13 protein-coding genes are annotated in these 15285 nt (G+C 50.6%); 6 read left to right on the top strand and 7 right to left on the bottom strand.

All coding sequences use genetic code 11. The features are described 5' to 3' along the window. Window positions 1-51: 51 nt before the first annotated feature. Both glpK and PLA01S_RS23620 read right to left on the bottom strand, forming a co-directional pair. Entirely contained in the window at window positions 52-1542 is a 1491-nt protein-coding gene (gene glpK, locus PLA01S_RS23625) for a glycerol kinase GlpK (protein WP_127594280.1), read from the bottom strand. A gap of 69 nt (window positions 1543-1611) precedes the next feature. Further along, the gene (locus PLA01S_RS23620; RefSeq protein WP_246059797.1) at window positions 1612-2814 is read right to left on the bottom strand and encodes an ROK family transcriptional regulator; all 1203 of its coding nucleotides are present in this window, start codon (window positions 2812-2814) and stop codon (window positions 1612-1614) included. A gap of 432 nt (window positions 2815-3246) precedes the next feature. Here PLA01S_RS23620 and PLA01S_RS23615 point away from each other — a divergent pair, with 432 nt between their 5' ends. The 6 genes from PLA01S_RS23615 to PLA01S_RS23590 all read left to right on the top strand — a co-directional run bounded on the left by PLA01S_RS23615 (window position 3247) and on the right by PLA01S_RS23590 (window position 9681). After that, window positions 3247-4509, top strand: a complete 1263-nt coding sequence (locus PLA01S_RS23615; protein WP_127594278.1) for an ABC transporter substrate-binding protein — start codon at window positions 3247-3249, stop codon at window positions 4507-4509. 47 nt (window positions 4510-4556) lie between these two features. Then, entirely contained in the window at window positions 4557-5498 is a 942-nt protein-coding gene (locus tag PLA01S_RS23610) for a carbohydrate ABC transporter permease (RefSeq protein WP_127594277.1), read from the top strand. Between the two features lie 16 nt (window positions 5499-5514). After that, window positions 5515-6351 carry a carbohydrate ABC transporter permease gene (locus tag PLA01S_RS23605; RefSeq protein WP_127594276.1) on the top strand — a complete coding sequence of 279 codons (837 nt, stop codon included), beginning with the start codon at window positions 5515-5517 and terminating at the stop codon, window positions 6349-6351. 43 nt (window positions 6352-6394) lie between these two features. Next, window positions 6395-7417 (top strand): Gfo/Idh/MocA family protein, encoded by a 1023-nt coding sequence (locus PLA01S_RS23600; RefSeq protein ID WP_127594275.1) that lies wholly within the window; start codon window positions 6395-6397, stop codon window positions 7415-7417. Between the two features lie 124 nt (window positions 7418-7541). Beyond that, window positions 7542-8525: a Gfo/Idh/MocA family protein gene (locus PLA01S_RS23595; protein WP_127594274.1), complete on the top strand. Its 984-nt coding sequence runs from the start codon at window positions 7542-7544 to the stop codon at window positions 8523-8525. 193 nt (window positions 8526-8718) lie between these two features. Continuing rightward, a complete protein-coding gene (locus tag PLA01S_RS23590) occupies window positions 8719-9681 on the top strand; it encodes a Gfo/Idh/MocA family protein (protein WP_127594273.1) in 963 nt (320 codons plus the stop codon). A gap of 158 nt (window positions 9682-9839) precedes the next feature. On the opposite strand, the gene PLA01S_RS23585 is transcribed toward PLA01S_RS23590, so the two are convergent. From PLA01S_RS23585 to PLA01S_RS23565, 5 genes are all read right to left on the bottom strand, one after another. Continuing rightward, the gene (locus PLA01S_RS23585; RefSeq protein ID WP_127594272.1) at window positions 9840-11264 is read right to left on the bottom strand and encodes an NAD-dependent succinate-semialdehyde dehydrogenase; all 1425 of its coding nucleotides are present in this window, start codon (window positions 11262-11264) and stop codon (window positions 9840-9842) included. A 180-nt stretch (window positions 11265-11444) separates the two neighbouring features. Continuing rightward, on the bottom strand, window positions 11445-12416 hold the full coding sequence (locus PLA01S_RS23580; protein WP_127594271.1) for a siderophore ABC transporter substrate-binding protein: 972 nt from the start codon (window positions 12414-12416) through the stop codon (window positions 11445-11447). 198 nt (window positions 12417-12614) lie between these two features. After that, the gene (locus PLA01S_RS23575) at window positions 12615-13373 is read right to left on the bottom strand and encodes an iron ABC transporter ATP-binding protein (protein ID WP_076325073.1); all 759 of its coding nucleotides are present in this window, start codon (window positions 13371-13373) and stop codon (window positions 12615-12617) included. Then, window positions 13370-14317 (bottom strand): iron chelate uptake ABC transporter family permease subunit, encoded by a 948-nt coding sequence (locus tag PLA01S_RS23570; protein WP_127594270.1) that lies wholly within the window; start codon window positions 14315-14317, stop codon window positions 13370-13372. Before PLA01S_RS23570 ends, PLA01S_RS23575 begins: the two co-directional genes overlap by 4 nt. Beyond that, complete coding sequence (locus tag PLA01S_RS23565) at window positions 14307-15260, bottom strand: ABC transporter permease (protein WP_127594269.1); 954 nt, start codon at window positions 15258-15260, stop codon at window positions 14307-14309. The genes PLA01S_RS23570 and PLA01S_RS23565 overlap by 11 nt, the downstream gene beginning before the upstream one ends. Window positions 15261-15285 lie beyond the last annotated feature (25 nt).

Here is a 15285-nt window from a genome sequence, read left to right as displayed (position 1 = left end):
CCAAGTCTCCAGACATATATTCACTTATTGATCATTATACCATAGAAAATGCTAATGAAAAGCCATTGCCGCATAAACGGCTTTTTTCCAGCCGCTGTATAATTGCTCCCTTACGTCTTCCTCCATGGTTGGCTTGAAGCTTTGTCCCATGCTCCATTTGCTGCAGATTTCCTCCTGATCCTTCCAGAAGCCGACAGCGAGCCCCGCCAGGTAGGCGGCACCGAGTGCCGTTGTCTCCGTAATGTTCGGCTGTTCCACCGGAACATTCAGGATGTCGCTTTGGAATTCCATGAGAAACGTGTTGGAAACAGCCCCTCCATCCACCCGCAGGGATGTGATATTATAGCCGGAATCTTCTTCCATCACGGATAGGACATCCCGTGTTTGATATGCAAGCGACTCCAGGGTTGCACGGATGAAATGCTCTTTCGACGTGCCACGTGTCAGGCCGAAGACTGCCCCTCGGACATCGCTGTTCCAGTATGGACTGCCAAGTCCGACAAAGGCCGGCACCACGTACACGCCCTCCGTGGAGTTGACCCGGCGCGCATAGGGCTCGCTGTCCTTCGCTTCGCGGAACATCCGAAGACCGTCGCGCAGCCACTGGATCGCCGAGCCGGCCACGAACACGCTGCCTTCGAGCGCATACTGTACGCTGCCATCCAATCCCCAGGCGATCGTAGTGATCAGTCCATGCTCGGATTTTACGGGCTTGTCACCGGTGTTCATCAGCATAAAGCTGCCGGTTCCGTAGGTTGTCTTCACCATGCCTTCCGAGAAGCAGGTCTGCCCAAACAGCGCCGCTTGCTGATCGCCGGCTGCTCCGGCAATCGGAACCTCGCGTCCGAAGAAATGATAGGAAACCGTTTTGGCATACACTTCGGAAGAAGGCCTGACTTCAGGCAGCATGGCCTTGGGGATGTCCAGCAGCTGCAGCAGCTCCTCATCCCATTTCAATTCATGAATGTTATAAAGCATCGTACGCGAGGCGTTGGAATAATCGGTCACGTGCGCCTGGCCTCCGGACAGCTTCCAGATCAGCCAAGTATCGATGGTCCCGAATATAATATCTCCGCGCTCGGCCCGCTCACGGGCACCGTCTACATGATCGAGGATCCATTTGATCTTCGTTCCCGAGAAATAAGGATCAATCAAAAGTCCGGTCTTTCCCCTAACCGTCCCGTCATGCCCGGCAGCAATCAGCTCCTCGCAGATGCCGGCCGTCTGACGGGATTGCCAAACAATGGCGTGGTATATCGGTTCTCCACTATTCCGATCCCATACCACGGCCGTCTCCCGCTGATTCGTAATCCCGATTCCAGCAATCTGATCCGCCTTCACGCCCGCTTCGGATAAGCAGGTCGCAATGACCGCAAGAATGGAACCCCATATTTCATTGGCATTCTGCTCCACCCAGCCCGGCTTTGGAAAATACTGCGGAAACTCCTTATGAGCTGAGTGTACGATATCTCCTTCCTTGTTGAACAGGATCGCGCGCGAGCTTGTCGTTCCTTGGTCAAGCGCAAGAATGAACTGCTCCAATCAACTTCTCCCCTTCCGCATATGCATTTAACCAAAGATAACGTGCAGGTGGAAACGTTGTCAAATCCATTATTCCGTCAGGGAGAAACCTAGCAAGTCCTGCAGCAGGACCGAAGCCGCACCCATTAGCTTGTCATCCTCGCCAAGAGAGGCCAGACCAAATACCATGTCCTCCTTCAGAATCGGAAGCGCGTGTCGGTCTATATAGCTGCGAACCATTTCCAGCAATTCCGGATTTCCATGCGCCATGTCCCCACCCAGGATTAGCGCTTCAGGATTAAACATATTGACCAGGTTGACGATGGCTGCTCCCAGAAGCTCCGCCACTTCCTCATTCAGATCCCTTGCCAGCTTGTCCCCTCTACGAAGAGCTTCCTTGAATACGGACGGAACAATTTGACTGTAATCTCCCCCGCTCATCTCCTGGATCAACGTCGGTCTCCCCGTTGCGATCGCCGTAATAATTCGCGAATACACAGCAATCCAGCTGATGTAACTGTCCAAGCAGCCTACATTGCCGCATTCGCAGCGGATTCCGCTGCGGTTTATGCTCGTATGCCCGAATTCGCCGGCACCGCCATGCTTGCCCCTTAGTAGATGATCGTTAATCAAAATACCGGAACCAAGCCCGTCGCCAATGGAAATATAAATCAGGTTCGCGAATGCGTAATCGCCAAATCGGCGTTCAGCCAGCACGACGGAATTCATATCGTTCTCCACCCAGGTTCGCAGCCCGTAGCGGTTTTCAATCGTCCGTTTCAACGGAACATCGGTCATGCGAAGTTTCGTGTTATAGTGCACCATGCCCCGGCTATCACTCACAATACCCGGCACGGTAATGGATATCCCGACACACCGCTCCAAGTCTTCTTGTCCTGTCATGAAATCATCCATCAGGCTCAGCAATCGTTCGACAACGGCTTCTCCTTGGAGTCCGGTTAGAGAATGCGTTTCCTTCTGCAGCACCCTCGCCTCCAGATTCATGCGGGCCAGCATCATGACCGAATTCGTTATCGCTACCGCGAACAAATAATGATTATCCGGATTGAATTTAAGCAGAATGGGCTTTCTTCCTCCGCTGGAGGAGCCAGTTCCAATCTCGGAAACGTAGCCTTCCTTAATTAGCTCCTGTACGGCTGAGGCGACCGTGGAAGGACTCAGCTTGTTTTTTTTGGCCAGATCGATTCTGGATATGGGTCCCTCTGTGCGGATCTTGTTCAGCACCTTGGACCGGTTTAATGCCTGAATCAGCTTGTGGTCACCTTTTTTCATATTGTTCAAACAAGCTCAACCTTTCTATAGTTTCTTCATCGTAGTGCGACTTTCTGTATCGGAAAAATGAGGATAGAATCACTATAACATTTTCAACAACCGGATATAAACTTATTCCATCCACCGAAATAACATACGGCGTAAGATCTGATAGCGATTCTCTCATATTGTGAAAAAAAGAATTTAAAAGGTTTTGAAATCGCTATCTTGAAAAACAAACAAGGTGATTATATAATCTTTCGCAATAGAAGCTGGTTATTCTGTCAAGAAAGATAGCATTGAGATGTCAACTTTTTTCGACGAATGGAATAACTATTGCTTTTTATATCACTTACATAAAGGGGGCGCTTAAGGGGTCCGATTCACTCTGAACAAGCCGTACGACCAACCACGCTTGATCAAAAATCATATGAATTCAAGGAGGGTTATCTGATGAAAAAAAGAATGTCTGTCCTGATCTCGGTATTATTCGTGCTCACCGCGTTACTGTCCGCATGCGGAGGCGGCAATGCCTCTGGAGGAAATAACGGCAAGAAGGTCATCAACGTTGCGCTATGGGACGAAAATGTGCGGGATACGCTGGACAAATCCATTAAGATTTTCAATGAGAAGCACCCGAATGTTGAAGTGAAAGTGACTTACACCCCTTGGGCCGATTATTGGACCAAGCTGAAAACCAGCCTCGCCGGCAATAGCGGTCCTGACGTCTACTGGATGAACGGTCCTAACTTTCACTCCTATGCCTCCTCCGGTCTGATCAAAGACCTGTCTCCCCTAATTGAGCAAAGCGGTCTGGACACCTCGGTTTATACCGAAGCGCTCTTCGATATGTACACCTATCAGGGCAAGCTTCACGGACTTCCTTATTTCCAGGATTCCGTCGGACTTTTTTACAATAAAGAATTGTTTGACAAGGCCGGGCTGCCCTATCCAGACGATACATGGACCTGGGAAACGGTAGAAGAGAACGCGGCCAAACTGACGGATAAATCAAACGGAATCTACGGCTACATTACGCCGATCGACAGCCAAATCGGTTATTACAACTATATTGCCCAGGCCGGCGGGTTCGTGATATCCGACGATAAAAAAACATCCGGTTACGATACGCCGGAAGCTCTTTCGGCATTCAAATGGCAGCAGAGCTTGATTGAGAAAGGCTACTCTCCGAATGCGCAGCAGCAGCTTGAAACCAAGTCGCGCCAGCTGTTCGGCTCGGGCAAGGCCGCCATGTTCCCGGGAATCTCCGTCAACTCTCCGGAACTCTACAAGCTGCTTGGCGACAAGCTGGGTGTCGCGGTTCTGCCAGCCGGAAAGGAAAAGGCGTCCATCGTCCATGGCCTCAGCTGGGCCATCAACGGCAAGACCAAGGTCGAGCAGGAGTCATGGGAATTGATTCAGATTCTATCCGGCAAGGAAGGACAGGAATTGCTGGCTGACTCTGGCTTCTCGATGCCTGCGTACAAAGGCACGGAGGGCGGCTGGCTGAAGTCCATTCCATCTCTTGATCTACAGGTGTTCGTGGACAGCCTGGAGTTCGCCGTACCATATCCCGTATCCCAGAAAACCGCAGAGTGGCAGGACGCTGAAGTAAAGGAAATTCAGGCGGCTTTCCTCGGAAAGAAATCGTTTGAAGAAGCGCTGAAAAATGCCGGCGAACAGATGAATGCCATCCTTGCGACAGAAACCGAATGACGAGCAGCCGCTCCCAATACGGAAATTAAGAAAGGACGGTGCAGCCTGTGAGCTCTCCCATCACTGTGACCACAGAACCTCCTAAAACAACAACCAAGCGAAAAGCAGGGAAACTTGCCGTTCACGAAGCCATGTGGGGATACATCTTCATTCTGCCTGTCGTGCTGGGCCTCGGTCTGTTCTATATGGCACCTTCCGCAGCATCCCTGTTTCTGTCGTTTACGTCGTGGGATGGACTAACTTCACCTCAATTCATCGGACTTGATAACTTTGCAAATTTGATGAAGGACGACAAATTCACCGGTTCCATGCTGAACACGATGATGTATACCGTAGGTACGGTACCGTTATCCGTTGCACTCGCAACGGTGCTGGCCGTGCTCCTGAACCAGAAGATCAAAGGCATGGTCTTCTACCGCACCTTCTATTTCATTCCCGTCATCACCATGCCGATCGCGGTCGGCATGGTATGGAAATGGTTGTACAACTCCGAATTCGGATTGATCAACCATGTGCTGGGGATCATGAACCTGCCGCAGCCCAACTGGCTGTTCGATGAGAGATTCGCCTTGTTCTCCATCGTGCTCGTCAGTGTCTGGAGCAGCATCGGATACAATGCCGTCATTCTGCTGTCCGGCCTGCAGGGCATCTCCGGCAGCTATTATGAAGCAGCTTCGCTCGACGGAGCGGGAACGCTGTATAAGTTCTTCCGGATTACACTGCCCCTGCTGACGCCCAGCTTGTTCTTTGTCTTGGTCATGTCCTTCATCAATTCGTTCCAGGTGTTTGACCTGATCTTCATCATGATGGATCAACAGACCACGATGCTGGAATCCACCCGGACGGTGGTATACAGCATCTGGGAAGACGGCTTCAAATACTTCAACATGGGTTACGCTTCAGCGCAGGCCTTCATTCTGTTTATCGTTATTCTGATCATTACCATGGTCCAGATGTATATTCAGAAGCGCTGGGTCCACTACCAATAACAGGAGGTGTGTAGACGTGAATACTTCAACCAATGCAGGTAAAGCAAGCCGTCTGACGGTCCACATCCTGTTAGCTGTCGGGGCGCTGCTCATGATTATGCCGTTTCTGTGGATGATCTCGACATCCTTCAAGTCATTTGCCGATTCCATGTCCATTCCGCCGAAATGGCTGCCTGTGGAATGGCATCCGGACAATTACCTGCGGGTCATTCAAACCATCGATTTCGGTACCTATTATTTGAACACCGTTATCGTGACGGTGGGGCGGACGGCTGGACAACTCATTCTGTGCTCCCTTGCAGCCTATGCCTTTGCCAGCTTGAGATTCCCTTTCAAGAACGCCATCTTTCTCGCGCTCTTGGCCGTATTGATGGTCCCTTCCCAGGTCGTTATGATTCCGAGCTTTGTCATCATGCGCGAGTTCAATTGGCTGGACACGTTCTATGTGCTCATCGTACCCGGCATATTCAGTGCCTTCGGCACATTCTTATTGAGACAGTTCTTTATGACGCTGCCGAAAGACCTGGAGGAAGCCGCCAAAATCGACGGCTGCAGTTATTTCCGGATTTACTGGAATATATACTTGCCGTTATCCAAGGCGGCTCTCGTCTCCCTGGCGATCTTCACCATATTAGCCTCATGGAACGATCTGTTATGGCCGCTCATCATGACGAGCTCCGAGGAGATGCGCGTGCTTTCCATCGGGATTTCCAGCTTCCAGGGACAGCATTCCACCGATTACCCCCTGCTGATGGCAGGCGCCCTAATGGCTACCCTTCCCATCATCATCCTGTTTATTTTCCTTCAGCGTTACTTCATTGAAGGCATTGCCATGAACGGGATAAAAGGATAGGACGCGGAAAGCACCAACCATGCAAAAAAAGGAGTGTACGGAAATGTTACAGGTGTTAGTTATTGGTGCGGGCGCCATGGGAAGAACCCATGCCGCCGCCTACGCTTCGATGCCGGGCGTCAAGCTTGCCGGGATTGCCGATATCCAGGCGGAGAAAGCGCAGCAGCTGGCGGACAGACACGGCGCACAGGCCTATGCTTCATTCGAAGCAGCAGTTGAAGGTTTGGGTTCTGATGTAGTTGATGTCATTGACGTCTGCCTGCCAACCCCGCTTCACAAGGAATACGTTGTAAAAGCGGCGGACATCGGCAAGCATGTCATATGCGAGAAACCGCTGGCCAGAAGCGAGGAAGACGCGCACTTCATGATCAACTACTGCCACGAAAAAGGAGTACGATTATTTGTCGGTCATGTGCTCCGCTTTTTCCCGGAATATGTAAAGGCCAAGTCGCTTCTGGATCAGGGCAGCATCGGAAAACCCGCGGTCATTCGGGCAGGCCGTGGCGGCGGTTATCCTGTGGGCTGGAACCATTGGTACAGCGACTTCGGAGCGAGCGGCGGAATTACGCTGGACGCGATGATTCATGATTTTGATTACCTGCGCTGGTGCTTCGGCGAGGTGGAGCGCGTTTATGCCAAAGGGCTCCATGGTCGTCATCAGGCCCAGCTGGATTATTCGCTGGTAACCCTTCGTTTCCGAAGCGGTGTCATCGCGCATGTGGAAGGCACCTGGGCGCACGAGGGTTTCTCCATGAATTTAGAGATGGCGGGCACAAGCGGCATTATCGATTATGACAGTGCCAAGGACAGCCCTCTCCTCTTCAAGACACGGAGCTGTGCCGCTACCATCCCCGGCGTCGTCGTGCCGGAAAGCCCGCTGGAGCACAGTCCCTATTACCGGGAACTGGAGCACTTCATGTCGTGCATCCGCGATGGCTGTGAGCCGCTCGTAACGGCTGAAGACGCATACGAAGCGCTTCGTATCGCGCTTGCCGCTATAGCCTCGATGGCCTCCGGCGAGCCAGTGATTATCGAAGATGCTGCGTTTATACTTACTTCACCATAAAAATGCCTATCGCCGTATTTTCTCAGAAGATCGACCGCATACAGCGGAAATTTTTCTTGCGAGATAAGGAGGCTAAGCCTCTGATGTTTATACTTTCTTATCTCTTTAAAAAGGAGAGAAAATCATGAAATTAGGAGTGATTAGCTTTGCGCATATGCATGCGTTCAGTTATGCCAAAGCGCTGCAGGGGATCGAAGGCGTAGAGCTTGCCGGCATAGCCGATCCTGTAGAGGAGCGCGGACGAAAATACGCCGAGTATTTCGGAACAGCCTATTATCGGGATTATCACGAGCTGCTTAGTCAGGGCATGGATGGCGTCATTGTCACATCCGAGAATGTCCATCATAAGGAGCACGTTCTGGCCGCCGCTGCAGCCGGGGTGCATGTGCTCTGCGAAAAACCGCTTTCGACTAACATACAGGATGCACAGTTCATGATTGATGTGTGCAAAGCAAGCGGCGTGCTGCTGCAAACGGCATTTCCCGTGCGTTACCATGCTGCGGTCGTTCGGGCCAAACAGATGGTCGATGATGGAAGACTAGGCCGTATCCTGGCGATGAAGGGGACCAACCGCGGGCGCAATCCCGGCGGTTGGTTCATCGATCCGGAGCTATCCGGCGGAGGTGCCGTCATTGATCATACGGTGCATGTCGCCGATATCATGCGCTGGATTACAGGTGCCGAGGTGAAGGACGTGTATGCCGAAGTCGGCCATCTCATCTCGGAATCTCCCATTGATGATTGCGGCATTCTGACCATGGAATTCCATAATGGTGTGTTTGCCACACTGGATTGCAGCTGGTCCCGCAATAAGGAGTTTCCGACATGGGGCAACGTCACCTTGGAGATTGTCGGCTCTGCCGGGACCCTAAGCGTTAATGCCACCAGCCAGAAACTGCACGTATACACCGATGATTCCGGCTACCGCCATCATGCATGGGGAGACAGCATGGATGCCAGCCTGATCAGGGATTTCGTATCCTCGATCTCCTCCGGCGCTGCAGAGGCATCCGTCACCGGTGAAGATGGTCTCAAGGCACTTGCCGTGGCTGTAGCCGCCTACCGATCGTCCGAGAGCCATCGGGCCATCACCATGTCGGAGCTGTAATCGTTAACCGGCACAGAAGGCATGCTCGTGGTAATTGAGGAGGTCTTCTGTGTTTTTTTTCATAGCGGATCCGTCAATCCAGGTTCAAATGAATGCTTGAATAATATGGATAGCGGGGCTATAATCACGTGTGAGTAATCGAGTTACCGGAATATGTAACCATCATCTTATACGATCAGGAGTGAGGCAATCTATGATTAAAGCAGGCGTGCTTGGAGCGGGAGGCATGGGCGCTGTCCATATCAAAAACCTTCACGGGAACGAATATGTTCAGCTGGCCGCGATATGCGATACGAATGAAGCGTTAGCCAAGCAGCAGGCCGAGCAGTACGGTACGGCTTATTATACGGACGGCAGCACGATGCTGGAGCGGGAGCAGCTGGATGTGCTGTATGTATGCATTCCGCCATTTTGCCATGGAGATATCGAAGAGCAGGCAGCCGCGAAGGGCATTCACCTGATGGTGGAGAAGCCGCTGGGTCTGGACGCCCAGTCCGTCCGCCACAAAGCCAAGGTCATTGCTGAAAGCGGAATCATTGCAGCCTCCGGCTATTGTCTGCGATACCTGGACACCGTTGCGATCGCCAAAGACTTTCTCAAGGACAAAAAAATCGGCATGGTTCGCGCCCACTACATAACAACGCCTGTACCAACTCCTTGGTGGCGAAAGAAAGCATTATCCGGGGGGCAGCTGGTTGAGCAATCCACGCATACCATGGATTTGGTTCGCTACCTGTGCGGCGATATCACCCGCCTGTATGCCGATATGAAGCTACTGCTGGTGAACGACATTCCGGACCTCGACATTCCGGATGTGGGCGCCATCCAATTCGTGTTGGATTCCGGAGCTGTCGGCCATATGCAAACTGGATTTATCCAGTTCGATCACCGCAGCGGGATCGAGATCATGGGCCGCGACTTCCGCGTAGTTCTGGACGGAACCACGCTCTCCATTGTAGACAAGGAGAAAGAAATCGTGTACCGGAGCAAAACGGACTTTTACAAAAACCTTACCAATGCCTTGATCGACGCCATTCGTAACAACGACCCGAGCCTCGTGCTGGCATCTTATGAAGATGGCTTCAAGACGCTGGAAGTAACGCTGGCCGCCAATGAATCCGCGGAAACCGGCAAACCCGTCATCCTACAGTCATAGCAAAAGGGGGATGCTCGTGGTCTGTAGACCTTGAGTATGCCCCTTCATTTTTGGTTAAGAATGTTTAGTTCATATCGCGCAACGTAGCAAGCTGCATTGTCTCCGGGCAGCTTGCCGCTTGCGCGTAATCGTGTGGGGGATTTAAGCCCAATCCTCTCTTAAAGTCCAAGCGAAATGTACTTCACCTCCAGGAACTCATCCATTCCGTAATGCCCGCCTTCCCGGCCGAGTCCACTCTCTTTGAATCCACCGAACGGCGCTTGCGCCGTCGAAGGAACGGGATCATTCACGCCCACAATCCCGTAATCCAGCGATTCCGCAATGTTAACCGCTTCGCCTAGATTCTGCGTAAATACATAAGCGGCTAAGCCATAGGGACTGTTATTGGCACGCTGCACCGCTTCGTCTATCGTTTTGAAAGTGGTAATCGGCGCAAGGGGACCAAAGGTTTCCTCGTTCATGCACTCCATGTCGTCCGTTGCGTTCATAATGACCGTCGGCTCCATATAATTACGGCCAAGCTCTGATAATGCTTGACCTCCTGCCAGTATGACGCCGCCCTTCTCTTCTGCGTCCTTGATCTGCCTTACGACTTTATCCACAGCGTCCCGGTTAATCAAAGGACCGATATCGACGCCGTTCTCCAGTCCATTTCCTACCTTCAATTGCTTTACAAGCTCAGCAAACCTCGCGGCAAACTCCTGCGCAATGCCTTCCTGAACATAAACCCGGTTGGCACATACGCAGGTCTGTCCCCCGTTGCGGAACTTGGAGGAGATTAATCCCGCAGCCGCTTGATTCAGGTCAGCCTGATCCGTCACGATAAACGGCGCATGACCGCCCAGCTCCAGCGATATTTTCTTGACGTTAGCGGCAGCTCCGGCCATCAGCTGTTTCCCCACTTCGGTTGATCCTGTAAAAGACAGCTTTCTTACGCGGCTATCCGCCTGCCACACGCCGGAAATGTCGCTTGAAGATCCGGTTACGATGTTAATGACCCCGGCAGGAATCCCGGCCTGATCGGCAAGCTCCACCAGCTTGATGGCCGTGAACGGCGTCTCACCGGATGGCTTGATCACCACGGTGCAGCCGGCGGCCAGAGCAGGCGCCACTTTGCGGGTAATCATGGATGCCGGAAAGTTCCACGGGGTAATCGCTGCTACGACGCCAACGGGCTGCTTCGTTACGATGATGCGTTGGCGGCTGGATGATCCGGGTATGGTCTCGCCGTAGATTCGTTTGCCTTCCTCCGCATACCAGGACACAAAGCTGTTGGCATATTGTATCTCGCCCGCTGCTTCCTTAAGCGGTTTCCCCTGCTCTGTTGTCATAATCCGCGCCAATTCATCCGTATGTTCCTCTATGAGCTGATGCCAGCGGTGCAGCAGTTCCCCCCGCTCATTCGCCGTTCTACGGGACCACGCCGGAAAAGCATCGGCTGCCGCATCGACGGCAAGCCCGGCTTCCTTCTTGCCGGCCTTGGACACGGTTCCTATCACCTTTCCATCCGCCGGATTATATACATCCATTTGTTCCTCGGTCTGAATCCATTGTCCAGCAATATAGATTTGATTTCGAAACATAGTAAAGACCTCCTCATCGTCTCTTCATGGCTGCAAGTGCTTGTTGATCATCATCTGCTCAGGTCACGATCTTTCCTTCTTATTATCCGATACCCACTTACCCTAATGCAAAAAAATAAAACACCGGAGCTTCATGTGGAGGCTCCAGTGTTTCCTATATTCATAACGATTACGCTAAACTTATTTAATAGCTGCATCTACTTCCGTGATCATTTCGGATACGGACGTCAGGCCGCCACCGGAAAGATACCAGAAATCCGGGTTCAAGTAAACGATGTTACCCTCTTTCGCCGCATTCGTTGTTTTCACAAGTTCATTCTCAACCACCGCTTTAGCGCCTGAATCCCCTTCACCGGTGGCAACCGCTGCGCCACGGTCAACAACAAAGAGATAATCCGGGTTCATCTCAACGATGTACTCATTCGAAATGTCTTTACCATGTGTGCTGACTTCGATGTTAGGATCTACGGCTCCGAAACCGAACACGTCATGCAGAATGCCGAAACGGGAACCTGGTCCGTATGCACTGATTTTGCCTTCGTTAGCCAGGATGATCAATGCCTTCTTGCCGGTTGCTGTAGCTTTCTCATTCAAAGCTTTGATGTTCTCATCGATCGTAGCAAGCTCTTTTTCAACTTCTGCTTCTTTACCGAAGATTTGACCCAGCGTGTTCATGTTTGCTTTAAAGGATTCCATGTATTTGCTTGTATCAACACCCAGGAAGATGGTTGGAGCAATTTTGCTAAGTTCCTCATACGCATCTTGCTGTCTGCCGGAAATGATGATCAGATCCGGGTTAATGCTGTTGATTTTCTCAAAGTCAGGCTCTTTCAGGCTGCCCACATTCTCGTATTTCTTGTCTTCGAATTTGGACAGGTAGGCCGGGATATTGGCTTGTGGAACGCCCAAAACCTCAATACCCAATTTATCGACAGAGTCCAGAATACCAAAATCGAAAACAACGACGCGGGAAGGATTCTTCTTGACAGGTGTTTCACCCAGTTGATGGGTAATCGTGATTTCTTCGGTTGCAGCCGGTGTATCTCCAGTTGCATCTCCGCCACCCGTGCCGCTTGTTTTATCGTCTTGACCACAAGCCGCGAGTACAAGCGTGAACATTGCTACCATAAATAAAGCCAACCATTTTTTCATTGTTACACCCCATTTTTTATAATTAAAAGCTTCTATAATTCAACATATTTTTGAATTTATAGTTGAATATGTAATTCAATTTGAACAGATTAAACCATGCCGTCCTATATCCAAGGCAGCCCTGTCCTTGTATTTGATAAGGATTCCGTGCTGTTATCTTCCAGAATCCTTATCCTCTACTCTCTAATATCATGTCGCTTAGCCGTAGTATACGCACACCCGGTTGTCATTAATCTCTTCGATCTCAATATCCATGTCATAGATTCCGCGAAGCACATTGCTCTGAATGATATTCTCGGTCTTCCCTTCGCTTTCAATGGCTCCATCCTTCAATGCGACGATGTAATCCGAATAGAACGAAGCGAAGTTGATGTCATGAATAACGATGACAATCGTCTTGTTCAGATCAGCGACAAGCTTTCTGAGAATCTTCATAATCTGTACGGAGTGTTTCATGTCCAGATTGTTCAGTGGCTCATCCAGCAGGATATACTCTGTATTCTGGGCGATGACCATCGCTATGTAAGCACGCTGGGTCTGACCGCCGCTGAGCTGATGAAGATATTTATGCTGCATATCCCCAAGCTCCATATAAGAGATAGCCTCATCCACGTATTTCTCGTCTTCCGCGTTCAATCTGCCCTGTGAGTAAGGAAAACGACCGAAGGATACAAGCTCCCGCACCGTCAGACGGAGGCTGATATGGTTCGATTGTTTCAGGATCGAAACCTTCTTCGCCAGATCGCCGCTCTTCCATTGGCTAACCTCTTTACCGTCCACCGTAATTTGTCCGCTGTCCTTGCCTGTTAATCTGCTAATCATAGACAGCAACGTACTCTTGCCGGCGCCGTTCGGGCCGATAAAGGAAGTGATTTGACCTTTCGGGATCGTAACCGACACGTTATCAACGACTTTTTTGCCGCCATAGACTTTCGATACGTTCGTAACCTGGATCATGCTTTACTCTCCTTTAGTAGCAGGTATATGAAGTAGACACCGCCAATGAAATTGATAATGACGCTGAGCGTTGTAGAGAACGTGAACACCCGCTCTACAACCAATTGACCGCCGACCAGTGCAATAACGCTAATCAGTATGGATGCTGCAATTAAATATGAATGCCTATATGTCTTCATCACTTCGTACGCAACATTGACCACCAGAAGCCCGAGGAATGTAATCGGACCTACCAAAGCGGTAGCCACCGAGATCAGAACGGCAACCACAATCAGAAGCCGCTTCACAACATAATCATAATTCACGCCGAGGTTGATCGCCTGCTCACGACCTAGTGCCAACACGTTCAGGTACTTGGCAAATCGGGCAAAATACAGCAAGGTCAGCGCTACGACAATGACGGAAAGGACCAGAAGCTCGGTCTTCACATTGTTAAAGCTGGCAAACATTTTGTCGGCTACAAACTGGAACTCGTTCGGGTCAATCAGCACTTCCATAAAGGAAGACATGCTGGAGAACAGGGTTCCGAAGATCATGCCGATCAGCAGCAGGAAGTAAATGTTGTTCCCTTCCCTTTTGAACAGAATCTTATATAAGACTCCGGCAAACAGGATCATCCCGCCGACGTTGATCAAAAAGTTAACGTTGCTGCCCAGTTTGTACAGCGTAAAGGATCCGAAGACAAAGATGACGGTGGTCTGGATTAGTATATATAAGGAATCTAATCCCATAACGCTTGGCGTCAGTATCCGGTTATTCGTGACCGTTTGAAACACCGTGGTAGACAGAGCAATCGCTCCGCCGGTCAGAATAATGGCCAGCACCTTCTTGATTCTTCTTGGAAGCGCGTAATCCCAATTGCCGCCAAGATCAATGAACAGAAAGACTGCCACCAGGATGATTGCCGCTGCGGCCAACAGGCCGAGTTTGGCTTTATAAGTCATATGCCTTTCTCCTCATCAGTAAGAAAATGAATATACCGCTTCCGAGTACGCCCACGGTTAGACTAATCGGAATTTCATAGGGATAAATAATGATCCGGCCCAGGATGTCACAGAACAGTACGAACCCGGCCCCCAACAGCGCGGTATGCGAAAGGCTTTTTTTCAAATGGTCTCCTAAGTATAAACTGACAATATTAGGTATGATCAGACCAAGAAACGGAATCACGCCGACGGTCAGCACCACGGATGCCGTAACCAGCGCCACGATGACCAGTCCCAGATTCACAACTCTCCGGTAGTGAAGGCCCAGGTTGGTTGCAAACTCCTCTCCCATTCCGGCCACCGTAAACTTGTTGGCAAACAGATACGCCAGAATCACAAGCGGGATACTAATATAGAGCATTTCATACTGGCCCTTCATGATCATGGAAAAATCACCCTGAAGCCATGCGGACATATTCTGAATAAGATCATATTTGTAGGCAAAGAAGGTGGCTATCGAACTGACGATATTACCAAACATCAGTCCAACGAGCGGGATGAAGATCGAATCCTTGAACTTGATCCGATCCAGGATCTTCATGAAGATAAAGGTTCCTGCCAGAGCGAATACAAATGCCACAAGCATTTTGATAAGCGGTCCGCTTGTCGTGAAGACGAGCATCGCTACCAAAATCCCCAGTCTAGCTGAGTCCATCGTACCTGCCGTGGTCGGCGATACGAACTTATTGCGGCTGAGCTGCTGCATGATCAATCCGCAGATGCTCATGCTGACACCCGCCAATATGAGACTGACAAGCCTAGGAATCCGGCTGACAAGCATAATATGCTGTTGTTGTTCTGTCATCGAAAACAGTTGCAGTGGCGAGATATCTTTAACTCCAATAAATAATGAAATTATGGAGAGTACCACAACGGCTGCAAATAAGTATCTAATCTTCATGGCTCTTCCTTCTATGCGTATGTCT

The sequence above is a fragment of the Paenibacillus lautus NBRC 15380 genome, assembly GCF_004000945.1.
Lineage (GTDB): Bacteria > Bacillota > Bacilli > Paenibacillales > Paenibacillaceae > Paenibacillus_AQ > Paenibacillus_AQ lautus.
The sequence above is the reverse complement of the archived record's forward strand: the minus strand, read 5'-3'. Positions and strand labels throughout refer to the sequence as shown.